Source organism: Mycobacterium canetti CIPT 140010059 (assembly GCF_000253375.1).
GTDB classification, from domain to species: domain Bacteria; phylum Actinomycetota; class Actinomycetes; order Mycobacteriales; family Mycobacteriaceae; genus Mycobacterium; species Mycobacterium tuberculosis.
This window is the reverse complement of the sequence record NC_015848.1, coordinates 2549875-2575122: the sequence shown is the minus strand read 5'-3', so window position 1 is coordinate 2575122 and position 25248 is coordinate 2549875. Positions and strand designations below refer to the sequence as shown.

The following is a 25248-nucleotide window of genomic DNA, read 5'->3' as shown; positions in this document are numbered from 1 at the left end:
ATGCGAGGAGCGCCTCGCGTTGACCAGCCACCGCTGGGGATAACTGGCGAGCAGACGCAGAATCGCACGGCGCGCACCTCGCGCGTGCGATTCTGCGTCTGCTCGCGGTCAGAACTACAGCGGGATGTTCTTGTGGCGGCCGCGCCGTGCAGGCGCCTGCGCCAGCGCCTCGGTGAGCTTGCTGCGGGTATGCGCCGGGTCGATCTTCTCGTCGACCACACCGATGTCCAGCGCACTGTCGACCCCGCCGGCGATGCGCTCATGCTCGGCGGCCAACTGGTCGTGCAGCGCTTCGCGTTCGTGCTCCGGAGCGGCGGCCAACTTCTTCTTGTGCAGGATGCCGACGGCCGCCTTAGCGCCCATCACCGCGACCTCGGCGTCCGGCCAGGCGAACACCTTGGTCGCGTTCAACGACCGGGAGTTCATCGCAATGTATGCCCCGCCGTAGGTCTTTCGGGTGACCAGCGTGACCCGCGGAACGGTGCACTCGCCGAACGCGTGCAGCAACTTGGCGCCACGGCGCACCACGCCACCCCACTCCTGGTCGACACCGGGCAGATAGCCCGGCACATCGACCACCACCACCAGCGGAATCCCGAACGCGTCGCACAGCCGCACGAAACGCGCTGCCTTCTCTGCGCTTTCGGAGTTCAGGCAGCCGCCCAGGCGTAGCGGGTTGTTGGCCAGTACACCCACCGTGCGACCCGACAGCCGACCCAGCCCGACCACCATCGACGGCGCCCAATTGGCCTGGAACTCGTCGAACGGTGTGTCCGCATCGAGGATCGCCGTCACGATCGGACGCACGTCGTAGGCACGTCGCGAGGATTCCGGCAGCAGCGCGTGGATGTCGGTGTCACCGGCCTCGGCCTTGCTGCGATCGAAATGCCCCTGCTGGCAGAACAATCCGACCAACCGGCGCCCACGGTCGTAGGCGTCGAGTTCGTCGTCGGCGACGATGTGGCACACCCCGGACTTCTTGTGGTGGGTCTCCGGCCCACCGAGCGAGGCCATGTCGACGTCCTCGCCGGTGACGCTGCGCACCACGTCGGGCCCGGTGACGAACACCCGGCTTTCCGGCGCCATGACGACGACGTCGGTCAACGCCGGTCCGTAGGCGGCGCCGCCGGCGGCGAAACCGACGACCACCGAGATCTGCGGGATGTAGCCGGACGCGCGGATCATGGCTTCGAACACCTGGCCTACCGCGTGCAGCGCCCGCACACCTTCAGCCAGCCGGGCACCACCCGAATGCCAGATGCCCACGATGGGACTCTGGTCTTCGATGGCAGTGTCGTAGGCGTTGACGATGTGCGTGCACCCCTCGACGCCCATGGCGCCGCCCATCACGGTGCCGTCGGTGCAGAACGCGATGGTGCGCACACCGTTGACGGTGCCCGCCGCGGCCAGCACTCCGGAGCGGTCACGCTCGTGCAGCAATTCCACGCTGCCGTCGTCGAAGAAGTTGCTCAGCCGCAACAGCGGATCGCGGGGGTCGAGCGACTCGCCAACCGCCTCGGGGGCCATGATTGTCATCGCAGGTCTCCTGTCGCGTAACGCTGGGGTTTAGTACCGTCCGAAGGCGATTGCCACGTTGTGGCCGCCGAATCCGAACGAGTTATTGATCGCATACCGGTAATTGCCCGGTCGCGGTTCACCCGCCACCACGTCCAAATCGATCTCGGGATCGAGGTTTACCAGATTCAGTGTCGGCGGGATCACCTGATCGCGCAACGCGAGCACCGTCAAGATCGATTCGACCGCGCCGACCGCGCCGACCGAGTGGCCGAGGGCAGACTTGGGGGCGTACACCGCCGGTCGGTTGCCGCCCAAGGCGTTGTTGATGGCCCTGCCTTCGGCCAGGTCGCCGACCTGGGTGCCGGTGGCGTGCGCATTGACGTGGTCGATGTCGCCGGGGGCGAGGCCCGCCAGCTGAATCGCCCGCGTAATCGCATGCCCGGCGCGTTCCCCGTTGGGGTCCGGGGCCACCATGTGGAAGCCATCGGAGGTGATGCTGGCGCCCATGATCCGGGCCAGGATGTTGGCGCCACGTGCCTTGGCGTGCTCCTCGGTCTCGATCAACAGAAGGGCGCCGCCCTCGCCGAACACGAAGCCGTCGCGGTCCCTGTCGAATGGGCGGCATGCACCGGCGGGGTCGTCGTTGTTGGTGGACATCACGATGCGCATCTGAGCGAACCCGGCGATGGGCACCGCTTCGATCCTGGTCTCCACGCCGCCGCAGATGGCGGCATCGGCCTCTCCCAGCACAATCTGCTGCCACGCACGGGCGATGGCCTCGGCGCCGGATGCGCACGCCGATACCGGCGTCATCACCCCGGCCTTGGCGTGCCGTTCCAACCCGACCGCCGCGGCGGCCCCGTTGGGCATGTACTTCTGCACGGTCAGCGGCGAGACCGCCTTCATTCCGCGAGCGCGCATATCGTCGTAACTGAAGACGAGTTCCTCGGCCGAACCCAGGCCGGTGCCGATGGACACCATCAATCGATTGGTGTCCACCTCGGGTGAGCCGGCATTTTCCCACAGGCGCCGGCTCAGCACGGTGGACATCCGCTGCAGGTATCCCATCCGGCGCAGTTCGATCCGCGTCAGCTGGTGGTCGAATTCCTCAAGCAGATGTCCGCCGATGCGAACTGGCAGGTCGAACTCCTCGACGAATGGGTCATCGAGCGTACGGATCCCGCTTTGGCGGTCCAGCAACAACTTCCACGTAGTCTCCGCGTCGGTCGCGAGCGCGGTCGTCATGGCGATGCCGGTGACGACTACGTAGGGAAAGGCTTTCCCGGTAACCAGCTCCGTCATTGGTCTTGCGAACGTTCCTTCCATATCGGTCCGACTCGCCCCCGCAAGCGGGGGGACCCCCACCTTGGGCCTCGCGACCCGCGATGTCGTGCTTCAGTAACGCCCGAAGGCAAGCGCCACATTGTGGCCGCCGAACCCGAACGAGTTGTTGACTGCGTAGCGGTAATCGCCGTAGCGCGGTTCGCCGGCGACGACGTCAAGGTCGATCTCGGGATCGGGTGTCTCGTAGTTCAGGGTCGGCGGGATGACGCCGTCGCGCAGCGTCAGCACCGTGAGCACCGACTCGAGCGCACCGACCGCGCCGATCGAGTGGCCCAGCGCAGACTTCGGCGCGTACACCGCGGCCTGATCACAACCGGCGACGCGGATGGCGTTGGCCTCCGCGGCGTCGCCGATAGGCGTCGCCGTGCCGTGCGCGTTGACGTGGTCGATGTCCGCCGGCGACAACCCGGCCAGCTCCAGCGAGCGAGTCATCGCCCTACCGGCACGAACACCATCGGCCGCGGGCGCCACCATATGAAAGGCGTCCGAGGTGATACCGGCACCCAGCAATCGGGCCAACGGCTTGGCGCCACGGGCTTTGGCGTGCTCCTCCGTCTCGATGAGCATCAGCGCACCGGCCTCGCCGAACACAAAGCCGTCGCGGTCCTTGTCGAACGGCCGGGAGGCCCGCTCAGGCTCGTCGTTGCGGGTCGACATGGCCCGCATCATGGAGAACGCCGCGATGGGCAGCGCCTCGATGGGTCCTTCGACACCGCCGCAGACGGCGACGTCGGCGTCGCCCATCACGATCTGACGCCACGCGTGGGCGATCGCTTCCGAGCCCGACGAACAGGCCGACACCGGGGTCATCACCCCGGCGCGGGCCCCAAGCTGCAGACCGATCACCGCCGCGGCACCGTTGGGCATGATCATCTGAACGGCCAGCGGGGACACCTTCCGGGGGCCGCCCGCATTCATCAGGTCGTAGCTCTCGACAATCCTCTCGGCTCCACCTAGACCGGTGCCGACAACAACGGCGAACCGGTCTGGATCGACCTCCGGGCTGCCGGCGGACTCCCATAGCTGTCCGCCCAGCAACTTGCCCATCCGCTGGACGTACGACATGCGTCGCATGTCGAGTCGGCCCATGTGGCTGTCGACCGGATCCTTGAGGTGACCGCCGATCTTGACCGCTAGATCCCACTTGGTGACGAACTCGTCTTCGAGTGCGTGGATGCCGCTCTCGCCGGCCAACAGACCCTTCCACGTGCTCTCGATGTCCGGCGAGATCGACGTCGTCGCTGTGACGGCGGTCACCACAACGCTGGGGAAACCGCCATTAGCAGTGGAAGGCTGACTCACTTGGACTCGGCCTCAAGCCTCGCCTGAACGTTGGCAACGGCATCGGGGTTCTCCGACTCAATCTTCGCGCGCAACGCCTGAGCCGCCTCCGGGTTTTCTTCCTCGAGCTTCTGGATGTAGGCGACAACGTCACCGACGGTACGCAGACCGGCGAGGTCCTCGTCGGGGATCTTGACGCCGTACTTGTCCTCGGTCTGCACGGCGATCTCGACCATCGACAGCGAGTCGATGTCCAGGTCGTCGACGAACGACTTCTCCGGGGTGATCTCGGACGGCTCGATACCGGTTACCTCTTCGATGATCTCGGCGATACCGGCAATGATTTCTTCCTGAGTGACAGGCACAGCATGCTTCCCTTCGTAATATGTTGTGTACAAATCGAACTGACGGGTATGTGGTTGTTCTGGCCGAGTCCGCGGTTATAGGTTTGCCAGCTCGTCCAGGTCTGCGGGTGACTTGACGGCGCGTGCCGGAACCCCCCGAAGTTCGCGTTTGGCGATACCGCTAAGCGTGCCCGCGGGGGGGAACTCCACGATCGCCGTGACTGTGTGTTCGCGCAGCGTCGCGGTGCACAGGTCCCATCGCACCGGTTGGGTGAGCTGGGAGACCAGGGTGTCCATCGCCGCGGCCGCGGATGTCACCGGCTTCCCGTCGCGGTTGGACAGCAGCGTGGCGGTGGGCTCGGCGGTTGCGATGTTGGCCGCGGCCGCCGCAAAGCCGTCAAGTGCGGGCGCCATGAACTCGGTGTGGAACGCTCCGGCGACACCCAGTGCGCGCACCCGCGCCTTGGCCGGCGGGTCTTCGGCGAGCTTCTCCAACGCGGTCAGCCGGCCGGCAGCGACGATCTGGCCGGCGGCGTTGCGGTTTGCCGGGACCAAGTCGAGCTGCTCGAGGCGACTCAGCACCTCGGTCTCGTCGCCGCCGAGCACCGCAGACATGCCGGTCGGCTCGGTGGCGCAGGCCTTGGCCATCTCGGCGCCGCGGGTGGCGGCCAGCGCGACGGCGTCGTCGGCGGCTATCACACCGGCGATTGCGTAGGCCGCGATTTCGCCGACGGAGTGGCCGGCCACGATGACGTCCTTGCCGGCGAGCACGCATCGGCGTGCCAGTTCCTGGTGGGCCAGCAGAGTCGCGGCGACGATCAATGGCTGGGCGACCGCGGTGTCGGTGATCTCCTCGGTCGAGGCGGTGGTGCCCAGCCGGGCAAGATCTAGATCAGCGGCTTTCGACCACGCCGCGATCTGGTCCGCTGCGCCGGGCAGCTGAAGCCACGGCGACAACATTCCCTCGGTTTGCGAACCCTGTCCGGGTGCGAGCAACGCAATCACGTGTCTAAGAGAACACTGTGAAGACGGTTTTGCGCGGTGTAACAGATTATGAACCTCGTCTTAGGTTTTTGTATATAACCAACAAAACGGGCCTGTAAGCTATGTATTTGAGATCGTCCCGCGACCTGTTGTCTGGATCACTTTCCGTCCGACGGCGCCCCTGGTATCTTTCCGGGGCCCCTGCTGGACCCCCTCTGACCGGCGAGGGAATCTATGACAGGGCATTGCTGTCGATGCTTCAGTGCGGCGTCGGATAGTTGAGTTGACCCACGGTGGCCGCCACCCGAAGGACATAGGCATCGCGTGGCTGGGTGGGATCGCGCCCGGTGAAGTCGGTGATCCGCTTGAGCCGGTACCGCACTGTGTTTGGATGAACGAACAACTTTCTGGCACAAGCTTCAATCGCGCCGCCACAATCCAGATATGCGTCTAGCGTCTCGATGAGCGTCGGTCCGGCATCGGCTAGGGGCCGCATCACGTCGGTATGCAGGGCCACGATCGCCGAGGCGTCGCCCATCAGGGCGCGTTCGGGCAAAAGTTCCCTAGCCAGCACGGGCCGCGGCGCTCCGCGCCAGCCGGCGACGGCGTTCATCCCGGAGATCGCCTCGCTAGCGCTGCGGTGCGCCGCGGTCAGCATGGGCGCCGTGGGGCCGATGACCACCGGGGCGTCGGCGAATGCTGCCAGCAGGTCTTTGAGGAACTTCTCGGTTGGCGACAGCTGGCCGGAGACGATCGCCACCAGCCAGGTGCCGTGCACGTCGGTCAGCGCAGCGCGGCCGTGGCGAGCCGCGGTGTCGCGGACATCCTGGCTGGCCCGCTCGCTGTCGCCGTCGCTGTTGGAGCCATTTGGACCGGGCGCCGGAGTTCCCACCAGTACGGTCGCCGGCGCGGTGGTGTCCCAATTCAGCGCGGCCGCCCGGGACAGCAGCTCGGGACCGGTGTCGCCGCGTACCACCGCGTCCACCACGCTGGCCTCCATCCGGCTGTCCCAGGTGCCTCGTGCCTCGGCCGCATCGGCGTAGGCCGTGGCGGCGGTGAATGCCAGGTCGCGGCTGTATTTCAAAATGCCCACCGTGAGGGCGGTCAACTGCTCTTCGGAACGGGCGAGCAGGGGCACGACTTCTTCGAAGAACTCCATGGTGACCCGCACCATGTCCACGGTCTGGCGCAGCGCGATCCGTCGCGTCAGATCCTGGGGCACCAGCTCGAATGCCTGCGCGGTATAGCCGACGTCACTGTGCGGGTCGTGCATCCATTCGACGAAGTTGACCACGGCCGTCTGCACCACCAGCGCCACGCTGGCGCGCTGGGACGCTTCCAGGTCGGCGAAGAACGGCAACCGTTCTTGCATGGCCGAAACTGCCTCGGTGGCCAGCCGGCCCGAGTACTGCTTCAACCGCCGCAGCAGCGAATCGGGCACAGTGTCCAGCAGTTCGAGCGGCGACCTCGGGCGGGCAACTGGAGCCAACTGATTGTCGTTCACTCCTAAAAGCTACGCCAGATTTCTGGAAGATTCGGCCAAAGGCGGTCGGCTCGCCGGCGTTAGGCCCCGGGACCGGGATCCGTGGTCTGCTCGGGCGCAGCCGCTACGTCGTCGATCCGGTACTGGCGGGCGGCCGCGACCGGCACCGATGGGTCGATCTCGCCGTCGCCCGCCAACGCCTCCAAAACCGCGACCACCTGGGATTCGGCGTCGGTGTTGAAGTAGCGGCGAGCGGCGGGCCGAGTGTCGGAAAAGCCGAACCCGTCGGTGCCCAACGTGAGGTATGTGCCCGGCACCCACGGTCGGATCTGCTCGGGGACCGCGCGCATCCAGTCCGACACCGCGATCACCGGGCCCCGAGCATTCTCCAGCGCTCTCGTCACGTAGGGCACGCCCGCCGGCCGATCGGGGTGGCGGAGCTTCTCGGTCTCGATGGCCACCCCGTCGCGGTTTAGCTCGCCCCAACTGGTCACCGACCACACGTCGGCGGCGACATCCCACTCGGCGGCCAGCATCTGTGCTGCCCGCAGCGCCGCGGGCATCGCTACCCCGGAGGCCAGGATCTGCGCCTTGTTGGTGCGTTGCTCGGTGGCCGCGTGATAGCGGTAGATACCCCGCAGCACGCCCTCGGGATCGAAGTTCTCCGGCTCCGGCGGCTGCACGTACGGCTCGTTGTAGACGGTGATGTAGAAGAAGATGTTCTCCGGGTTCTCCCCGCACATCCTGGCCAGTCCGCTTTCCACGATGTAGGCGATTTCGTAGGCGAAGGCCGGGTCGTAGGCAACCACCGCCGGGTTGGTGGCGGCCAGCAGCAACGAGTGACCGTCGGCGTGTTGCAGGCCCTCACCGGTCAGGGTGGTGCGCCCGGCGGTGGCCCCGAGCACGAACCCTCGAGCCATCTGGTCGGCCGCGGCCCAGAAGCTATCGCCGGTGCGCTGGAAGCCGAACATCGAGTAGAAGATGTAAATGGGGATCATCGGTTCGTTGTGCGTCGCATACGAGGTGCCGGCCGCGATGAACGAGCCCACCGACCCGGCTTCGTTGATGCCCTCGTGCAGGATCTGCCCGACTTCGCTCTCCTTGTAGGCCAGCATCAGGTCGGCGTCAACCGCGGTATACAGCTGGCCATTGCGGTTATAGATCTTTAGCGACGGGAACCAGGAGTCCATCCCGAAGGTGCGGGCCTCGTCAGGAATGATCGGGACTATCCGCGGCCCGATCTGCTTGTCGCGCAACACTTCTTTGAACGTGCGCACCGTCGCCATGGTGGTGGCCACCTCCTGGTGCCCAGAGCCCTTTTTCAGCGGCGCGTAGATGTCGCGACCCGGCAGGGTCAGCGCTTTGGACTTGGTCCTGCGCTCGGGAACAAAGCCCCCGAGGGCCCGGCGCCGGTCGAGCATGTAACGAATCTCCGGGGCGTTGAGGCCGGGGTGGTAGTAGGGCGGCAGGTACGGATTCTCTTCAAGCTGGGCGTCGCTGACCGGAATCCGCTGCGTGTCACGAAACTCCTTAAGGTCTTCCAGGGTCAGTTTTTTCATCTGGTGGGTGGCGTTGCGTCCTTCGAAATGCTTGCCCAGCGCGTAGCCTTTGATGGTCTTGGCCAGGATCACCGTCGGCTGTCCCTTGTGGTCGACGGCGGCGCGGTAGGCGGCGTAAACCTTGCGGTAATCGTGGCCGCCCCGTTTGAGGTTCCAGATATCCTGGTCGCTCATGTTCTCCACCAGCGCCTTGGTGCGTGGGTCGCGGCCGAAGAAGTGGTCACGCACGTAGCCGCCGTCGTTGGCCTTATAGGTCTGGTAATCGCCATCGGGTGTTGTATTCATTAAATTCACCAGCGCACCGTCGCGGTCGGCGTGCAGCAGGGCATCCCATTCGCGGCCCCACACCACCTTGATGACGTTCCAGCCGGCACCGCGGAAGAACGACTCCAGCTCCTGGATGATCTTGCCGTTGCCGCGCACCGGGCCGTCGAGTCGCTGCAGATTGCAGTTGATCACGAAGGTCAAGTTGTCCAAGCCTTCCAGCGCGCCGACGTGGGCCAGCCCACGGCTCTCGGGTTCGTCCATCTCGCCGTCGCCCAAAAAACACCACACGTGTTGATCGGAGGTGTCTTTGATACCGCGGTCATGCAGATAGTGGTTGAACCGTGCCTGGTAGATGGCGTTGAGCGGGCCCAAACCCATCGACACGGTGGGGAATTCCCAGAAGTCGGGCATGAGCCGCGGGTGCGGATAGGACGGCAACCCGCCGCCGACATGGCTGTGTTCCTGGCGGAATCCGTCGAGTTGCTCGGCGGTCAACCGCCCTTCGAGGAAGGCGCGCGCGTAGATTCCCGGGGAAGCGTGGCCCTGGATGAACACCTGATCGCCGCCGCCCGGGTGCGACTTGCCGCGGAAGAAGTGGTTGAAACCGACCTCATAGAGCGCCGCGGACGACGCGTAGGTCGAGATATGGCCACCCACGCCCACACCCGGTCGTTGCGCACGGTGCACCATGATGGCCGCATTCCATCTGATCCACGCTCGATAACGACGTTCGACGTCTTCGTCGCCGGGGAACCACGGCTCCAGCTCGGTCGGGATGGTGTTGACATAGTCGGTAGACGTCAACGCCGGGATGGCCACCCGCTGCTCGCCGGCCCGCTCTAGCAGCCGCAACATCAGGTAGCGGGCCCGCGACGGGCCGCAGCGCTGCAGCAGCGTGTCAAAGGACTCCAGCCACTCCGAGGTCTCCTCGGGATCAATGTCGGGCAAATACGACGCCACACCCTCGCGGATCACCCGTACGCGGTCGGGTTCGCTTGCGCTGTTTGAGTTTTGGGCCAGATCGTGGCGGGCGAAATCGGTGGTCAACGCACTACTCCTGTAGGTGGCGGGCTTCCGCTTGCGTGCTGTTTAGATGGTCGTCCCCCTATCGTGCCGCACCGGCGTCGGCGGCGGATAGCCGCACTCCGCTCGGTTCTGCGGATGCGCGACACACCACGGCCAGCGCGGTCGCGCTGCGACCAGGTAACCTCACATGCCGTGCTCATCGGATGGCGCGCCGTGCCTCGCAGGCACGGGGGGGAGCTCCCCAGGCGAGGCGCCCTGGCGCTCGGCTGCATCGCGCTGCTGCTGATGGGGATCGTCGGATGTACCACTGTCACCGACGGTACGGCCATGCCCGACACCAACGTCGCACCGGCCTACCGCTCGTCGGTGTCCGCGTCGGTGTCGGCTTCGGCGGCGACGTCGAGCATCCGGGAGTCGCAGCGCCAACAATCGCTGACGACCAAGGCGATTCGCACCTCGTGTGACGCGCTGGCGGCCACCAGCAAGGACGCCATCGACAAGGTGAACGCCTACGTGGCCGCGTTCAATCAGGGCCGCAACACCGGGCCGACCGAAGGTCCGGCCATCGACGCGCTCAACAACAGTGCCTCGACGGTCTCAGGCAGTCTGAGCGCCGCGCTGTCCGCGCAACTGGGGGATGCGCTCAACGCATATGTCGACGCGGCCCGCGCGGTGGCAAATGCCATCGGTGCGCACGCGTCGACAGCGGAATTCAACCGGCGGGTTGATCGGCTCAACGACACCAAGACAAAGGCATTGAAAATGTGCGTGGCCGCCTTCTGAGGCGGGCGGGTGGACCGGTTCTGGCTGTGCGACGATAATGCCCATCGCGACGGTGTGCACATGGCCCGCGGAGACTGAAGGAGGTTCCACGGTGGTCGCGGCGGATCACGCCTCGAACTACGCCCGCAAATTGGGCATCCAACGAGACCAAGTTATCCAGGAATGGGGCTGGGACGAAGACACCGACGACGACATCCGCGCGGCCATCGAAGAAGCGTGCGGGGGAGAGTTGCTCGATGAAGACACCGACGAGGTCATCGATGTCGTCCTGTTGTGGTGGCGTGATGGCGACGGCGATTTGGTGGACACCCTGATGGATGCGATCGGCCCGCTCGCCGAGGACGGTGTGATTTGGGTGGTGACGCCCAAGACCGGCCAGCCCGGCCATGTATTGCCCGCCGAGATTGCCGAGGCGGCGCCCACAGCTGGGCTGATGCCGACCTCGTCGGTCAATCTGGGCAACTGGAGCGCCAGCAGATTGGTACAGCCGAAATCGCGGGCTGGCAAGCGCTGATGCTGAACGTCGGAGCCACCGCCCCTGACTTCACGTTGCGCGACCAGAATCAGCAGCTTGTCACCCTGCGCGGCTACCGGGGTGCAAAGAACGTGCTGTTGGTGTTCTTTCCGTTGGCGTTCACGGGCATCTGCCAGGGCGAGCTGGACCAGTTGCGTGATCACCTGCCCGAGTTTGAGAACGACGACAGCGCCGCGCTAGCGATTTCGGTGGGCCCGCCACCCACTCACAAGATCTGGGCGACGCAGAGCGGATTCACGTTTCCGCTGTTGTCGGACTTCTGGCCACACGGCGCGGTCAGTCAGGCCTACGGCGTCTTCAACGAGCAGGCCGGCATCGCTAACCGGGGCACCTTTGTGGTCGATCGGTCAGGGATCATTCGGTTCGCCGAGATGAAGCAGCCGGGTGAAGTTCGCGATCAGCGGCTGTGGACCGACGCTCTGGCGGCGCTTACGGCCTAAGGTTTTGGGTGCTTGGCCGCAAGGCGTGTAGCCTGCGGCGGTCATGGGCGCGTAGCTCAGCGGTAGAGCTCTGGTTTTACACACCAGCGGTCGGCGGTTCGATCCCGTCCGCGCCCACCGGCTAGCTGTGCTTCGTTGTCGGCGGGGCGCCGGATATGGCAGTGTCGTGGTCGTGGGTGAGCGACCTGGGTTTCAAAGCGACAGCGCGGCGCGACAGACAGCACCGCCGGTGCGGCCAATGACGTCGGGCCAGCTGCCGGCGACCAAGGCCGACCTGTATGCCGCGGTGGATGCGATGCGCGCCGATATGCGTGAGCTGCTCGAGCAGATCAGCACGTTGATTCGGGAGGCAACCCAGAAGTAGGTTTTCGGCGGCTCTAGATCGCCGAGCGTGAACCTGGCGACGCGACACACGCCGCCGGTGTCGGGCTGTCAGGCTCACACTCGGCCGGGCTCTATCAGACGATTCGGCGGCCGTGTCGGGCGCGAAACCGCATGTCCCACAAGTAAAGCTGGTAAACGAAGATCCAGGCCCGATGCGGAATCAGCCGGTCGGCTAACCGTAGCACGGAAAGTAACCACTCGAAGCGACGCTGCTGGGCCTGTGACCACTCCAGCTGCATCATCGCGCGGAACTCCGGTGCCAAGAATCCCGTCGTCGCAAACAGGTTGAACGGCCCGGCCACCGCGCGCAACGGCCACGGGAGAAACGCTACCGAGGCCACCCCGCGAAGATGCTCGCGCACCGGCGCGTCGATCTGCAGCCCATCAAGCGAGCGCTTCCAGTACTCGTCGAACGCGACCCGGTCCGGCGGCCACATCCCCTCCGGCACCTGCAGCGTGGTCCCTAACCGTTTGGCGTCTTGGTAGACCGCGTCGGCGGTGGCATCTTCGAGTGGGCCGTACAGAAACTCGTGCTGGTCCACGAAGTAGCGGTACAGACACGCCGCCACCCACAGCTGCAACTTCGGGTCGAAGGCGTTATAGGACACCGGGCTCGAGGTCGTCGACCGAACCTGCCGGTGCGCGACGTCCACGGCACCCCGGATCAGCGCTCGGTCGGATTCCGTCCCGATGGTCGCCACCGCCAGGTAGGTGCCGGTGGTCCGGGCCCGCTTGAACGGATGCTTGTAGACGTTGCCGCTGTCCACCGGGCTTTCCAGCACGCCATACCCGACACCCGGCACTGCCAGCTGCATGATGACATTCGCTGCCGGCAACAACATTGCCGCCGGGTTCAACAGGTCGGCAACCCGGGTAGCTGGCCGCTTCATCGTGGATAGCTGCCGTATGAGGTCATAAGTAGCTGAGCGTAGACCACGTGTGCGACGCTGCCGGAGTGTTTGCATCGACCTGGCAGACCAGGGCCGTCGGCGTGCTGATCGGCTGCCTGCTCGACGTCGTGTTCGGCGACCCCAAACGAGGTCATCCGGTGGCCCTGTTCGGTCGGGCGGCCGCCAAGCTGGAGCAGATCACCTACCGTGACGGCCGGGTCGCCGGTGCGGTACACGTCGGCCTGCTGGTCGGCGCGGTGGGCTTGCTCGGCGCGGCACTGCAGCGGCTACCCGGCAGGTGCTGGCCCGTGGCGGCCACCGCGACGGCCACCTGGGCAGCGCTGGGCGGAACTTCGCTGGCGCGCACCGGCCGCCAGATATCGGACCTGTTGGAGCGCGACGATGTCGAGGCGGCGCGACGGCTGCTGCCGTCGCTGTGCGGGCGTGACCCGGCCCAGCTGGGCGGCCCGGGCCTGACGCGTGCCGCGCTGGAGTCGGTGGCCGAAAACACCGCCGACGCCCAGGTGGTGCCGCTGCTGTGGGCGGCTTCGAGCGGCGTGCCTGCGGTGCTGGGATATCGTGCCATCAACACCCTGGACTCGATGATCGGCTACCGCTCGCCGCGTTATCTCCGATTCGGTTGGGCCGCAGCACGATTGGATGACTGGGCCAACTATGTTGGCGCACGGGCGACGGCGGTGCTGGTGGTGATCTGCGCGCCGGTGGTCGGTGGGTCGCCCCGCGGTGCGGTACGGGCCTGGCGGCGCGACGCCGCCCGCCATCCCAGCCCCAACGCCGGTGTCGTCGAGGCGGCGTTTGCTGGGGCGCTTGACGTGCGGCTGGGTGGGCCCACCCGGTACCACCATGAGTTGCAGATCCGGCCCACCTTGGGCGACGGCCGGTCGCCCAAGGTGGCCGATCTGCGCCGCGCCGTGGTGCTGTCGCGGGTGGTCCAGGCGGGGGCTGCGGTATTGGCCGTGATGTTGGTTTACCGCCGGCGGCCGTAGCGGTCAGCGAGTTTCTGCTCGACCGTCATTGGCTTGTCCGGTGGTGGCGACCCCGCTTTTTCCCGGCGGCGCGCCCGGATCTCGGCGTAGGCGAAATAGCCCAAGCCGATCGGTGCCAGAATGCCGAACGAGATCCATTGGATGCCATAGGACAGGAACGGCCCGGGATCTAGATGCGGAACGCCGAGCACGCCGAGCCCGCCGGGTTGGTCTTCGATCAACTGCAGATAGGACCCAGCCAGCTGGACTCCGGTCAGCGCGGCGACCTGTCCGGTATTGATCGAATACACCTGCTGGAAGCCGTCTCTGACGAATGGGTCTTTGCCCGCCACGCTCGGTTCGGAGTCACGCAGCCGCGCGGTGATGGTCACCGTCTGCACCGGCAGGCGGGGGATCGGTGGTACGTGCGAGCCCACCTGGGGCCGCACGTATCCACGGTCGACCAGGACGGTTGGTCCGCCGTCGACCACGAATGGGGCCAACACCTCAAACGCCTGGTCCCCCTCCACCACGCGCAGTCGGGCCAGCACCTGCACGTCCGGAAGGTACTGTCCGGTTGCCGTCACCCGGCGCCACTGCGCGTCCGGCGCTGACGAATCCTGCTGTGGTAGCAGGGTTTTCAGCGGAACCGGCGGGGTGTCGAGGGAATACCTGATCTGCTGGTTCTCTCGTGACGTTTTGGCATTCTTGCCCAGCTGCCACGGCGCGAGCACCGTAAAGCACAGGTAGGTGAACGCGACCACGACCAGGGCCAACGCCAGCCAGCCGGGCCGCAGCAGGAACGCTAGGCGGGGCATCAACTCGGTCCGTTCCGCGCGAGACGTTCGTCGACCCAGTCGTGCAGGCCGGGCAGGGCGGATTCGATGACGGCGAAGACCTCCTCGAAGTCGGAGTGATCGCCATAGTAGGGATCCTCGACATCGAGCGCATGGGTTCCCGAGCGTGGGTCGAATGACCGCAGCATCCGTACCCGGGCGGCTTCGACGCCGAGCTGCCGCAACAGCCGAGCGTGGTTGCGGTCCAAGGCCACCAACAGGTCTGCCGCCAGGTGTTCGGTGCCGACTTGTGCGGCCCGGTGGTCGGTAGGGTAGCCGTGGGCTCGCAACACCCCGGCCGCCCGCTCGTCGGCGCAACTGCCTACATGCCAGTTCCCGGTGCCCGCACTGGTCACTCGCACCGCGTCACCCAGGCCACGGTGGCGAAGCTGTTGGGCGAACATTTTCTCGGCCATTGGCGACCGGCAGATGTTGCCCGTACAAACGAATGTGACGTGCAGCGGATCAGACACCTAGCGCCTCCCTCAGCTCGTCAATCGTGGCGGCATGCGTCACGACGGTGGTGGAGGTCTTGTCGATAAAGTCGGCGCGCCCGTAGCCCCAGCCGACCACCACCGTGTCGATGCCGTGCGCGGCCGCCCCGTCGACGTCGTGGCTGCGGTCGCCGACCATCACCAACCGCTCGGGTAGCGGCCGCAGCTGCGCGAGCGCGTGGGCCAGCACGTCGACCTTGCTGCCGCGCGAGCCATCGGTGCTCGCGCCCGCGATGACCTCGAAGTGCTGCTCAATTCCGAAGTGGCGCAGGATTCGCCGTGCGGTCGGCTCTGCCTTGGAGGTGGCGACGGCCAGCCGGACACCGGCGGTGCGCAGGTCGGCCAGCAGCGGCCCGATCCCGTCGAACAAGCTGTTCATCGCCCAACCGCGGGCGCTGTAGTCGGCCCGGTAGGCTACGATCGCCTCCTCGGCGGATTCGCCAAGCCCCATGGCGCGCAGCGTCTCATGCATGGGCGGGCCGACGATGTGAGTGGCCAGGTCGCCTTCGGGTACTGGGGCACCGATGTGGTTGAGCGCGTGTCGGAAGCTGGATACGATTCCGCGCGCCGAGTCGGTCAGCGTGCCGTCCAGATCGAAGATCACCAGCTGCGGCGATTCACCCGGCGACGATGCGCGCCGTGCGGCGGCGCGTGGAGGAGGCGGGCAATTGGTCCCGCTCGCGGTCGTGTCGGTCACGATCCCATTGTCGTTGACGAAGCGGTTGGACAAACCGCTACCCGTTGGCGCTGTGGTATCAGGCGATGATCGCGAAGTTTGGTGAGCAGGTGGTCGACGCGAAAGTCTGGGCGCCTGCGAAGCGGGTCGGCGTGCACGAGGCGAAGACACGCCTGTCCGAGCTGCTGCGGCTCGTCTACGGCGGGCAGAGGTTGAGATTGCCCGCCGCGGCGAGCCGGTAGCAAAGCTTGTGCCGCTGCATCCTCATGAGACTCGGCGGTTAGGCATTGACCATGGCGTGTACCGCGTGCCCGACGATTTGGACGCTCCGTTGTCAGACGACGTGCTCGAACGCTTTCACCGGTGAAGCGCTACCTCATCGACACTCACGTTTGGCTGCGGATGCCGTCAACGAAACACGGGCGATTGTTCAGGACGTCCGCAACAGCATTCTCTTGTCGGCCGCCAGTGCCTGGGAGATCGCGATCAACTACCGCCTCGGCAAGCTCCCGCCGCCCGAGCCATCGGCCTCTTACGTGCCCGATCGAATGCGCCGCTGCGGCACGTCGCCGCTGTCAGTTGACCACGCACACACTGCGCACCGCAGAGCTTCCGGATCACCATCGACATCCATTCGACCGTGTGCTCATCGCCCAGGCACAGCTGCTTGGCCTGACGATCATCACCGCCGACGCCCTGTTAGCTGCCTGTGATGTCGCGGTTGTCGCCGCGTAGACAACGCGTCGGCGGTGCTCTGGATTCTTGGCCCGCACACCGGCCCACTACTGTTTGACGCTGTGGCGAGTCTAGACACTAGCCCGCTTGCCGCGGCGCGCTACCACGGTGATCAGGATGTCGCGCCCGGCATGCTGGACTTCGCCGTCAACGTCCGCCATGACCGGCCCCCGGAATGGTTGGTCCGGCAGCTCGCCGCGCTGCTGCCGGAGCTGGCCCGCTATCCGAGCACCGACGATGTGCACCGGGCGCAAGACGCGGTCGCTGAACGTCATGGCAGAACCCGTGACGAAGTGCTCCCGCTCGTCGGGGCGGCGGAGGGATTCGCATTGCTGCACAACCTAAGTCCGGTGCGGGCAGCAATCGTCGTGCCCGCGTTCACCGAGCCGGCCATAGCCTTGAGCGCTGCCGGAATCACGGCGCACCATGTTGTCCTAAAGCCGCCGTTCGTGCTGGACACCGCGCACGTGCCTGACGACGCCGACCTTGTCGTCGTGGGTAATCCGACCAACCCCACCTCGGTGCTGCACCTCCGCGAGCAGCTGCTCGAGTTACGCCGGCCGGGACGCATCCTGGTGGTCGACGAGGCGTTCGCTGATTGGGTTCCCGGCGAGCCGCAATCGTTGGCCGATGACTCGCTGCCCGATGTGCTGGTGCTCCGTAGCTTGACGAAAACGTGGTCGCTGGCCGGATTGCGGGTGGGCTACGCGCTCGGCTCGCCAGACGTGCTGGCTCGGTTGACCGTGCAGCGAGCGCACTGGCCGTTGGGAACATTGCAACTGACGGCCATCGCTGCTTGCTGCGCCCCCCGGGCGGTCGCCGCTGCCGCAGCCGATGCGGTGCGGTTGACGGCGCTGCGCGCGGAGATGGTGGCCGGACTGAGATCGGTGGGTGCCGAGGTGGTCGATGGTGCGGCCCCTTTCGTACTGTTCAACATCGCCGATGCTGACGGATTACGAAACTATTTGCAGAGCAAAGGAATTGCGGTGCGCCGCGGTGACACCTTCGTCGGCCTGGACGCGCGGTACCTGCGGGCGGCGGTGCGCCCGGAGTGGCCCGTGCTGGTGGCGGCGATCGCCGAGTGGGCAAAGCGTGGAGGACGCCGATGAGTGTGCGGCTGGCCGATGTCATCGACGTGCTGGACCAGGCCTACCCGCCGCGGCTTGCCCAGTCGTGGGATTCGGTGGGTCTGGTGTGCGGCGACCCCGACGACGTGGTGGATTCGGTGACCGTTGCGGTGGACGCGACGCCGGCGGTGGTGGACCAGGTTCCCCAGGCCGGACTGCTATTGGTGCACCACCCGTTGTTACTGCGTGGGGTCGATACGGTCGCGGCCAACACGCCAAAGGGTGTGCTGGTGCACCGCCTGATCCGGACCGGTCGCTCGTTGTTTACCGCGCACACCAACGCCGACTCGGCGTCGCCGGGTGTGTCCGACGCGCTGGCACACGCTGTTGGTCTGACCGTCGACGCCGTTCTCGACCCGGTGCCCGGAGCGGCCGATCTCGACAAGTGGGTCATCTATGTGCCGCGCGAGAACTCAGAGGCGGTGCGGGCAGCGGTCTTTGAGGCCGGTGCCGGCCATATCGGCGACTACTCGCACTGCAGCTGGAGTGTCGCGGGTACCGGGCAGTTCCTGGCGCACGACGGGGCGTCGCCCGCCATAGGCAGCGTCGGTACCGTCGAACGGGTGGCCGAGGACCGGGTCGAGGTCGTCGCACCCGCACGAGCGCGCGCCGAGGTGTTGGCGGCGATGCGCGCCGCGCACCCTTACGAGGAGCCGGCATTCGACATCTTCGCGCTGGTACCACCGCCGGTCGGCAGCGGGTTAGGCCGGATTGGCAGACTGCCAAAACCCGAACCGCTGCGCACCTTTGTTGCCCGTCTGGAGGCCGCGTTGCCGCCGACTGCGACCGGTGTGCGCGCCGCCGGGGATCCCGACCTGCTGGTGTCGCGGGTCGCGGTCTGCGGCGGCGCCGGGGACTCGTTGCTTGCCACCGTGGCCGCCGCGGACGTGCAAGCGTACGTTACGGCCGATCTGCGACATCATCCAGCCGACGAGCATTGCCGAGCTTCGCAAGTGGCCCTGATCGACGTCGCGCATTGGGCAAGCGAATTCCCGTGGTGCGGCCAGGCCGCCGAAGTGTTGCGGTCTCATTTCGGCGCGTCGCTGCCGGTGCGTGTGTGCACCATCTGCACCGACCCGTGGAACCTCGATCACGAAACTGGGAGAGATCAGGCATGAAAGCCGGAGTGGCACAGCAACGGTCGCTACTGGAATTGGCGAAGCTGGATGCTGAGCTGACCCGGATCGCGCATCGGGCCACCCATCTGCCGCAGCGGGCGGCTTACCAGCAGGTGCAGGCCGAGCACAACGCCGCCAACGACAGGATGGCGGCCCTGCGAATCGCGGCGGAGGACTTGGACGGCCAGGTGTCGCGTTTTGAGTCGGAGATCGATGCGGTGCGTAAGCGTGGCGACCGGGACCGGTCGTTGCTCACTTCGGGTGCAACGGACGCCAAGCAATTGGCTGATCTGCAGCACGAGCTCGACAGCTTGCAACGCCGTCAAGCCAGTTTGGAAGATGCCCTGCTGGAGGTGCTGGAACGCCGCGAGGAGCTGCAGGCTCAACAGACCGCCGAGTCGCGGGCGCTCGAAGCGTTGCGGGCCGACCTGGCCGCCGCCCAGCAGGCTTTGGACGAGGCACTTGCCGAAATCGACCAAGCCCGGCACCAACATTCATCGCAACGCGACATGCTGACGGCGACACTTGATCCCGAGCTTGCGGGGCTCTACGAAAGACAGCGGGCCGGAGGCGGGCCAGGGGCCGGGCGGTTGCAAGGTCATCGATGTGGTGCCTGCCGGATCGAGATCGGCCGCGGCGAGCTGGCCCAGATCTCGGCGGCCGCCGAGGATGAAGTGGTGCGCTGCCCGGAATGCGGAGCGATCTTGTTGCGGCTCGAAGGATTTGAGGAGTGAAAGTTGTCATCGAAGCCGACGGCGGATCGCGGGGCAATCCCGGACCGGCCGGATACGGCGCGGTGGTGTGGACCGCCGATCACTCCACCGTGCTGGCCGAGTCCAAGCAGGCGATCGGCCGGGCGACGAACAACGTCGCCGAATACCGCGGCCTGATAGCCGGTTTGGACGACGCCGTGAAACTAGGTGCCACCGAGGCCGCGGTGCTGATGGACTCCAAGCTGGTGGTGGAGCAGATGTCCGGGCGGTGGAAGGTCAAGCACCCGGATCTGCTGAAGCTCTATGTCCAGGCTCAGGCGTTGGCGTCCCAGTTTCGCAGGATCAACTACGAGTGGGTTCCGCGTGCCCGGAACACGTATGCAGACCGGTTGGCCAATGACGCGATGGACGCCGCCGCGCAATCGGCTGCGGCGGATGCGGATCCTGCCAAAATCGTTGCGACCGAGTCACCGACATCTCCCGGCTGGACCGGCGCCCGCGGTACACCCACCCGACTACTTTTGTTGCGCCACGGGCAGACAGAGCTGTCGGAGCAACGCCGCTATTCGGGGCGCGGCAACCCGGGGTTGAACGAGGTGGGGTGGCGCCAGGTTGGTGCGGCGGCCGGGTATCTGGCGCGGCGCGGCGGGATCGCTGCGGTGGTCTCCTCGCCGCTACAGCGGGCTTACGACACCGCGGTGACCGCCGCCAGAGCCCTGGCCCTGGACGTGGTCGTCGATGACGACCTGGTCGAGACCGACTTCGGCGCCTGGGAGGGGCTGACGTTCGCGGAGGCCGCAGAACGCGATCCCGAGCTGCACCGTCGCTGGCTGCAGGACACCAGCATCACGCCCCCGGGTGGGGAAAGCTTCGACGACGTGCTGCGGCGGGTTCGGCGGGGACGTGATCGGATCATCGTTGGCTACGAAGGCGCGACGGTGCTGGTGGTGTCACATGTCACGCCGATCAAAATGTTGTTGCGGCTGGCGTTGGATGCCGGGTCGGGCGTCCTATATCGGTTGCATCTTGATCTGGCATCGCTGAGCATCGCCGAGTTCTACGCCGATGGGGCATCGTCGGTGCGATTGGTGAATCAGACAGGCTATCTATAGATGGCGTGCAATCAGGCTGCGTCGTGAAAGATCAGCCCCATGGCATAGCGTTCGCCGGAACGAATAGTCGAAAGCCCATGGCGCACTGGAGATGCCGACCAGCCACGGCTAGTCCGCACCGGCCGATCACGGGTCGTGAACACATAACCATGTCCCTGCGGAAGTTGCATTGCGGTACCCCGGGATTGGGCGCGAGGCCGCTGTTCGACAAGCAGGAACTCGCCGCCGGTGTAGTCGGTTTCCGGATCGCTCAGGTTGATCACCACCTGCAGCGGAAACACCAACTCGCCGTAGAGATCCTGGTGTAGGGCGTTCCAGTCGTTGGTGCCGTACTTCAACATCAGCGCTGTGGATCGGGTTTGGCCGGCGGCATGACAGCTCGCCAACCAGTCATCAAGGCTGTCTGGCCAGGGCGCCTCCCGGCCCAGTTTGGCCCACCAGTTGCGCGCTATCGGCAGCAGTTTGGGATACAGCGCCTGCTTGAGACGCTCGATCGGCTCGGGATAGGGGGCATGGAAATATCGATACTGCCCGGCGCCGTACCGCTTGGATGCCATATCGACCGTCGAGCGAAACAGGCCGTCGTCGGCGTACAGCTTGCGCAGCCGGGCGGCCTCGCCGGGGGTGATCAGCCGAGGTAGCAGTGCGCCACCGTACTCGCTGACCTCGGCAGCGATGGCGTCCCAGTCGCCGGAGTCGACGCGTTTGTCCCACCGTGTCACCAGTCCACGATAAGGACTGCCCGCCGGATCGGCTGTCCGACTAGCCGTGTCGTCCAGCGGTCACACTGGCCGCGACACCGCCCAGCGGGGTAGCGTGGTCGTCGCGGATGAGTTGGCTGGGCGGCCGCGGCTCGCGTAGGGCTTGTGTGGATTCACGAGGTTCAGCGTCGAGTCGAGGAAAGTCCGGACTTCACAGAGCAGGGTGATTGCTAACGGCAATCCGAGGTGACTCGCGGGAAAGTGCCACAGAAAACAGACCGCCATCCTCGTGGTGGCAAGGGTGAAACGGTGCGGTAAGAGCGCACCAGCATTCCGGGTGACCGGGGTGGCTAGGCAAACCCCACCCGAAGCAAGGCCAAGAAGGCCGCACCGAAAGTGCGGCCGCGCAGGCGCTTGAGGGTTGCTCGCCCGAGCCTGCGGGTAGGCCGCTCGAGGCACCCGGTAACGGTGTGTCCAGATGGATGGTCGCCGCCGTGCCGCCGTTAGCTTGGCTGTGGCGGCGCGGAACAGAATCCGGCTTACAGGCCAACTCGTCCGCCCCTGGCGGGCTCAATCCCGTGCTTTGCGGACCGCCTTGTCGAGTTTGCGCAGCGCGGCTTCAAGCTGCTCCCGGCAGCGCTCGGCCAAGTCGGCTTCCTGTTGGTAGAGCAGACCGTAGGTGAAGGTGTCCTCGCCGGCGGTGTTCGCGGCTATGGCCTGCTGGATCAGATGTTCCCGGCTGACCACGCTGTCTTGATGATCGCCTAGCAACGTCTGGATGACCTTGGCTTCTTGTGACACATTGTCCGCCCCAGTAGCCGCCGCGGTGTAGCGTAATCGCTTCGCGCGCTTGCGGATCAGGTGCAATGCCTCGTCGCGGTGGTGGTCGCCCGCCTGGTCGCCGGCGGTCTTTGCGGCTTTTGCGGCTTTGCGGACTCGCCGGTAGGCCGCATCGATGGTTACCGGTGCCGATTCCTCCCCAGAAGTGGCATGGGCGCGTTCGGACACAAGCGCGTCTAGAGCGTCGAGCAGACGGAAGTACCGCTGCGACCGCAATGCGATCAGTGATCGCCGCAGCCCGGTCTGGTATCGCCGCCGCGCCCCGTCTACCAGGCGCTCGCGCACCCGGCCGCGTACCAGCTCCGGCGCCAGCGCGTCCAGTTCGCGCTGGTAGCGGTCACCGAGTACCTCGGCGTCCCGGGCTACGCCCAGGACATTGGCCAGCTCACGCAGTTCATCGATGACCCACGCACTTTCCTTCAGGCCAAACGACTCCTGGGAATCCGTCAGCAAGCTGCGGATCTTGCGGGTAGTCACTCGCATCTGGTGCACGGCGTCATAGGCGTCGGCCCGCACGGCCCGATCCCACAGCAGCAGCTGCTCGACTTGCTCGGACACCGCGCGGTGTACTGGATCCGCCGGCGGCTGCGGGCCGTTGGGCAGCTCACCGGGAGAGGTCGCACCGAGCACCCGCGCCAGTTTGGAGCCGTGGCCGGCAGGTGCGGCACCGGCATCGAGCAGCCGGTTGGCTAGCCGGTCCAGTAGCTTGGTATCGGCGGTCCCATCCGTGGTGACCAGTTCCAGTTCCCATTCGCGCCACTGCTGTTCGGCAGGGCCGTTGTCCGCTGCACCAGCGGCGTGGAATGCCCCGGCCGACCATGCGGTGACGTCGTCGTTGCAGAATTCCGCCAGCGCGTCGCCCCCGGCGCCGTACAGGATCTGGCTTTCGCGGTGAGTGCTGATCCGCGCGACCGGCTGAACCGGCTGGTCGCGGACGATCGCCAGCACCACATCCAACAACTCGGCCGGCACAGCGTCGCCTGATGCGGACAGCGGTGCTCGCATCTCGGTGCGCTTGTCGGGTCCGGCCGGCAGCTTCAGATGCCAGCCGGCGTCGGCGCCGCCGGTGCGGCGCCGCAAGGTGATCTGGTTGCGCGCCAGGTCGTGCGACGGTGTGTCGAAGTACACCGCGTCGAGCTGCTGGGTCGGCGACTGCTCGACGCGAACCACCGCGGCGATGCCCTCGAACGACGGCGACACCGTCGACTCGATCACGTCGAACTTGCGCTCGACCTCCAGATGGCGCGCTGGTCTGGGCGCCTCTACTGGCATCTTCGCCTCCGGTCATGATGCGTCGCCGCGGTGGTGGTTGGTCGGGGATAGGCATGCATAGAGTGCCACATCAATTGGGCTGTGGCGGATGGTGTTGGGCACATCGAATGTCTGGGCTCACCCCGGGCTCAACCGGCGAACGCGACGCCGATGGGTCCCGCTGGCGCGTCCGCGCCGGCAATCCGGCGTCGACGGCATCCAGGGCGCCACCGCAATGCCCGCGCATCGGGCTGATTCGGCTTGGTCAGAAACTGTGTTCGTCAGCGGGGAATACCCCGCCGGCCACCTCTTGGGCGTATTGCATTGCAGCACGGCGTAGTTCACCACCGACATCGGCATACCGTTTGACGAAGCGGGCGGTCTTGGCGCCGCTGAACCCGGCCATGTCCTGCCATACCAGGACCTGGCCGTCGCAGTTGGGCCCGGCGCCGATCCCGACCGTCGGAATGGTAAGCTTGCCGGTGATCTGGGTGGCCAACTCGGCGGGCACCATCTCCATCACGACGGCAAACGCTCCGGCTTCGGCGACGGCGATCGCGTCGGCGATGGTTTGTTCGGCGGCGTCGCCGCGGCCCTGCACCCGGAAGCCGCCCAAGGTGTTGACGCTTTGCGGGGTGAAGCCGATGTGTGCCATCACCGGGATGCCCGCCGCGGTCAGACAGGCGATTTGCTCGGCCACCCGCTCACCGCCCTCGAGCTTGACCGCATGTGCGCCGCCGTCCTTGAGGAACCGGGTGGCGGCGGCCAACGCGGCGGTGGGCCCCGCCTCGTAGCTGCCGAACGGCAGGTCGGCGACGACCAGTGCGTGCGGGGCACCCCGCACCACGCCACGGACCAGCGGGATCAGCTCGTCGATGGAGATCGGCACGGTGGTGTCGTAGCCGTACACGACGTTGGCCGCCGAATCACCGACCAGCAGCACCGGGATGCCGGCCTCGTCGAAGATCCGGGCCGTCGAATAGTCGTAGGCCGTCAGCATGGCCCACTTTTGGCCGTCGGCCTTCCATCTCTGTAGGTGGTGGGTGCGGATCTTGGTCCGCGGCCCGGAGCCTCCGGGGGTATTGGCCCCATAGATAGTCTGCTCAGACATCACTGTCCCTAATGGTGGTCGGGTCGATCCTCGTGGCCCGTTAGGGTCCCCGGGTTCGTCGGACCCTGACAGTCTGCCACTTCTTCCCCTCAGACGCGCCCGGGGCCCCCATCGGCATACCATCGCGCATGCAGCGGCTCAGTGGCCTGGACGCCAGTTGCTGTGTCTGGAAACGTCCACTCAGCCCATGCATGTTTGCTCGAGCATGGGTTACGCCTTTGACCGGCTGCGTGACGCGTTCTGACTCCAGATCAAGGCGAGGCCGCGGTTTCGGAAAACGCTTGCCAGCAGTGCGCTGAACCTTGAACCTCACATCGATCGTCACTTGCACGGCATCGGGTTGCCGTCGCCGGGCGGGCGGGCCGAACTCTCGGAGATCTGCGGCCACATCGCGTCGCTGCCGGCGACCGCCGTGGGAGATGGGTTCGTCGAAGGGGTGGACGGCATCGGGGATCGCCCTCGGGCGATGGCCAAGGTGCACCATGCCGGCGTGGACGGGGTGCCAGCGCCAACCTGATGTCGCAGTTGTGCACCGCCGAGGCCGACGCGCCCGTGCCGGATCCGGTCGACGGGTCGGTGTCTTGCCCGGATCTGTTACCGGACGTATGGGGGATGGCCGACGAGTTCGCCATCGGCGATGGCAGGACTGCTGGCAGCGGCCGGTTAGTCGGCCGACGGTGGCCGCTGGCCAGGATCTCGGGTCTGCTCTG

26 protein-coding genes, 1 tRNA gene and 1 other RNA gene are annotated in these 25248 nt (G+C 66.3%); 14 read left to right on the top strand and 14 right to left on the bottom strand.

Annotated features, from left to right (window positions below):
* Positions 1 to 114: 114 nt before the first annotated feature.
* The 7 genes from MCAN_RS11900 to aceE form a co-directional block, all read right to left on the bottom strand.
* Positions 115 to 1536, bottom strand: coding sequence for an acyl-CoA carboxylase subunit beta (locus MCAN_RS11900; RefSeq protein WP_003900487.1), 1422 nt, complete (start codon positions 1534 to 1536; stop codon positions 115 to 117).
* 30 nt (positions 1537 to 1566) lie between these two features.
* The gene (kasB, locus tag MCAN_RS11895; RefSeq protein ID WP_003411576.1) at positions 1567 to 2820 is read right to left on the bottom strand and encodes a 3-oxoacyl-ACP synthase KasB; all 1254 of its coding nucleotides are present in this window, start codon (positions 2818 to 2820) and stop codon (positions 1567 to 1569) included.
* A gap of 93 nt (positions 2821 to 2913) precedes the next feature.
* Positions 2914 to 4164 (bottom strand): 3-oxoacyl-ACP synthase KasA, encoded by a 1251-nt coding sequence (kasA, locus tag MCAN_RS11890; RefSeq protein WP_003411571.1) that lies wholly within the window; start codon positions 4162 to 4164, stop codon positions 2914 to 2916.
* Complete coding sequence (gene acpM, locus MCAN_RS11885) at positions 4161 to 4508, bottom strand: meromycolate extension acyl carrier protein AcpM (RefSeq protein ID WP_003411565.1); 348 nt, start codon at positions 4506 to 4508, stop codon at positions 4161 to 4163. Before acpM ends, kasA begins: the two co-directional genes overlap by 4 nt.
* A gap of 75 nt (positions 4509 to 4583) precedes the next feature.
* Complete coding sequence (gene fabD / locus MCAN_RS11880; RefSeq protein WP_014001189.1) at positions 4584 to 5492, bottom strand: malonyl CoA-acyl carrier protein transacylase; 909 nt, start codon at positions 5490 to 5492, stop codon at positions 4584 to 4586.
* 238 nt (positions 5493 to 5730) lie between these two features.
* Positions 5731 to 6975 (bottom strand): PucR family transcriptional regulator, encoded by a 1245-nt coding sequence (locus tag MCAN_RS11875; protein ID WP_003411543.1) that lies wholly within the window; start codon positions 6973 to 6975, stop codon positions 5731 to 5733.
* Positions 6976 to 7034: 59 nt separating this feature from the next.
* Complete coding sequence (gene aceE / locus MCAN_RS11870) at positions 7035 to 9827, bottom strand: pyruvate dehydrogenase (acetyl-transferring), homodimeric type (RefSeq protein ID WP_003911788.1); 2793 nt, start codon at positions 9825 to 9827, stop codon at positions 7035 to 7037.
* A gap of 171 nt (positions 9828 to 9998) precedes the next feature.
* Here aceE and MCAN_RS11865 point away from each other — a divergent pair, with 171 nt between their 5' ends.
* From MCAN_RS11865 to MCAN_RS23855, 5 genes are all read left to right on the top strand, one after another.
* On the top strand, positions 9999 to 10589 hold the full coding sequence (locus MCAN_RS11865; RefSeq protein WP_031652337.1) for a hypothetical protein: 591 nt from the start codon (positions 9999 to 10001) through the stop codon (positions 10587 to 10589).
* Between the two features lie 91 nt (positions 10590 to 10680).
* Positions 10681 to 11103 carry a DUF3052 domain-containing protein gene (locus MCAN_RS11860; RefSeq protein ID WP_041180272.1) on the top strand — a complete coding sequence of 141 codons (423 nt, stop codon included), beginning with the start codon at positions 10681 to 10683 and terminating at the stop codon, positions 11101 to 11103.
* Entirely contained in the window at positions 11103 to 11564 is a 462-nt protein-coding gene (gene ahpE / locus MCAN_RS11855) for a peroxiredoxin AhpE (protein WP_003411527.1), read from the top strand. The genes MCAN_RS11860 and ahpE overlap by 1 nt, the downstream gene beginning before the upstream one ends.
* A gap of 45 nt (positions 11565 to 11609) precedes the next feature.
* Positions 11610 to 11681, top strand: a tRNA-Val gene (locus tag MCAN_RS11850).
* A gap of 121 nt (positions 11682 to 11802) precedes the next feature.
* Complete coding sequence (locus MCAN_RS23855) at positions 11803 to 11928, top strand: hypothetical protein (RefSeq protein ID WP_269764217.1); 126 nt, start codon at positions 11803 to 11805, stop codon at positions 11926 to 11928.
* A 94-nt stretch (positions 11929 to 12022) separates the two neighbouring features.
* Here the strand turns inward: MCAN_RS23855 and MCAN_RS11840 are convergent, their stop codons facing one another.
* Positions 12023 to 12838, bottom strand: coding sequence for an oxygenase MpaB family protein (locus MCAN_RS11840; protein ID WP_041180108.1), 816 nt, complete (start codon positions 12836 to 12838; stop codon positions 12023 to 12025).
* Between the two features lie 65 nt (positions 12839 to 12903).
* Here MCAN_RS11840 and MCAN_RS11835 point away from each other — a divergent pair, with 65 nt between their 5' ends.
* The gene (locus MCAN_RS11835) at positions 12904 to 13845 is read left to right on the top strand and encodes a cobalamin biosynthesis protein (RefSeq protein WP_003901355.1); all 942 of its coding nucleotides are present in this window, start codon (positions 12904 to 12906) and stop codon (positions 13843 to 13845) included.
* Here MCAN_RS11835 and MCAN_RS11830 read toward each other — a convergent pair.
* Genes MCAN_RS11830 through ptkA form a run of 3 tightly spaced genes read right to left on the bottom strand, consistent with a single transcriptional unit; the run spans position 13827 to position 15851 of the window.
* A complete protein-coding gene (locus tag MCAN_RS11830) occupies positions 13827 to 14642 on the bottom strand; it encodes an SURF1 family cytochrome oxidase biogenesis protein (RefSeq protein ID WP_003411514.1) in 816 nt (271 codons plus the stop codon). The two genes, MCAN_RS11835 and MCAN_RS11830, sit on opposite strands and share 19 nt — an antisense overlap.
* Positions 14642 to 15133 carry a protein-tyrosine-phosphatase gene (ptpA, locus tag MCAN_RS11825; RefSeq protein WP_003411510.1) on the bottom strand — a complete coding sequence of 164 codons (492 nt, stop codon included), beginning with the start codon at positions 15131 to 15133 and terminating at the stop codon, positions 14642 to 14644. The genes MCAN_RS11830 and ptpA overlap by 1 nt, the downstream gene beginning before the upstream one ends.
* Positions 15126 to 15851 (bottom strand): Rv2232 family HAD-type protein-tyrosine kinase, encoded by a 726-nt coding sequence (ptkA, locus tag MCAN_RS11820; RefSeq protein WP_015288273.1) that lies wholly within the window; start codon positions 15849 to 15851, stop codon positions 15126 to 15128. The genes ptpA and ptkA overlap by 8 nt, the downstream gene beginning before the upstream one ends.
* 44 nt (positions 15852 to 15895) lie before the next feature.
* Between ptkA and MCAN_RS23145 the strand changes: the two genes are divergently transcribed.
* The 6 genes from MCAN_RS23145 to MCAN_RS11790 are packed head-to-tail and all read left to right on the top strand — an operon-like array spanning position 15896 to position 20635.
* A complete protein-coding gene (locus MCAN_RS23145) occupies positions 15896 to 16072 on the top strand; it encodes an antitoxin VapB16 (protein ID WP_003903810.1) in 177 nt (58 codons plus the stop codon).
* Between the two features lie 45 nt (positions 16073 to 16117).
* Complete coding sequence (locus tag MCAN_RS11810) at positions 16118 to 16543, top strand: PIN domain-containing protein (RefSeq protein ID WP_082226960.1); 426 nt, start codon at positions 16118 to 16120, stop codon at positions 16541 to 16543.
* Between the two features lie 45 nt (positions 16544 to 16588).
* Positions 16589 to 17674: an Rv2231c family pyridoxal phosphate-dependent protein CobC gene (gene cobC, locus MCAN_RS11805; RefSeq protein ID WP_178125318.1), complete on the top strand. Its 1086-nt coding sequence runs from the start codon at positions 16589 to 16591 to the stop codon at positions 17672 to 17674.
* On the top strand, positions 17671 to 18810 hold the full coding sequence (locus tag MCAN_RS11800; RefSeq protein ID WP_003411502.1) for a Nif3-like dinuclear metal center hexameric protein: 1140 nt from the start codon (positions 17671 to 17673) through the stop codon (positions 18808 to 18810). The genes cobC and MCAN_RS11800 overlap by 4 nt, the downstream gene beginning before the upstream one ends.
* Entirely contained in the window at positions 18807 to 19544 is a 738-nt protein-coding gene (locus MCAN_RS11795; RefSeq protein WP_014001184.1) for a zinc ribbon domain-containing protein, read from the top strand. Before MCAN_RS11800 ends, MCAN_RS11795 begins: the two co-directional genes overlap by 4 nt.
* Positions 19541 to 20635, top strand: coding sequence for a bifunctional RNase H/acid phosphatase (locus MCAN_RS11790; RefSeq protein ID WP_003899226.1), 1095 nt, complete (start codon positions 19541 to 19543; stop codon positions 20633 to 20635). The genes MCAN_RS11795 and MCAN_RS11790 overlap by 4 nt, the downstream gene beginning before the upstream one ends.
* An 11-nt stretch (positions 20636 to 20646) precedes the next feature.
* On the opposite strand, the gene MCAN_RS11785 is transcribed toward MCAN_RS11790, so the two are convergent.
* On the bottom strand, positions 20647 to 21357 hold the full coding sequence (locus MCAN_RS11785) for a 2OG-Fe(II) oxygenase (RefSeq protein ID WP_003411499.1): 711 nt from the start codon (positions 21355 to 21357) through the stop codon (positions 20647 to 20649).
* Positions 21358 to 21465: 108 nt separating this feature from the next.
* Between MCAN_RS11785 and rnpB the strand changes: the two genes are divergently transcribed.
* An RNA gene (gene rnpB, locus MCAN_RS20835) (RNase P RNA component class A) lies at positions 21466 to 21894 on the top strand.
* Between the two features lie 12 nt (positions 21895 to 21906).
* Here the strand turns inward: rnpB and MCAN_RS11780 are convergent.
* Together MCAN_RS11780 and panB are read right to left on the bottom strand one after the other, a co-directional pair.
* Positions 21907 to 23448, bottom strand: a complete 1542-nt coding sequence (locus tag MCAN_RS11780) for a CYTH and CHAD domain-containing protein (protein WP_003899224.1) — start codon at positions 23446 to 23448, stop codon at positions 21907 to 21909.
* Positions 23449 to 23692: 244 nt separating this feature from the next.
* The gene (gene panB / locus MCAN_RS11775; RefSeq protein ID WP_014001182.1) at positions 23693 to 24538 is read right to left on the bottom strand and encodes a 3-methyl-2-oxobutanoate hydroxymethyltransferase; all 846 of its coding nucleotides are present in this window, start codon (positions 24536 to 24538) and stop codon (positions 23693 to 23695) included.
* Between the two features lie 295 nt (positions 24539 to 24833).
* Here panB and MCAN_RS11770 point away from each other — a divergent pair, with 295 nt between their 5' ends.
* The gene (locus tag MCAN_RS11770) at positions 24834 to 25055 is read left to right on the top strand and encodes a hypothetical protein (protein ID WP_012054189.1); all 222 of its coding nucleotides are present in this window, start codon (positions 24834 to 24836) and stop codon (positions 25053 to 25055) included.
* The last annotated feature ends 193 nt before the right edge of the window (positions 25056 to 25248 follow it).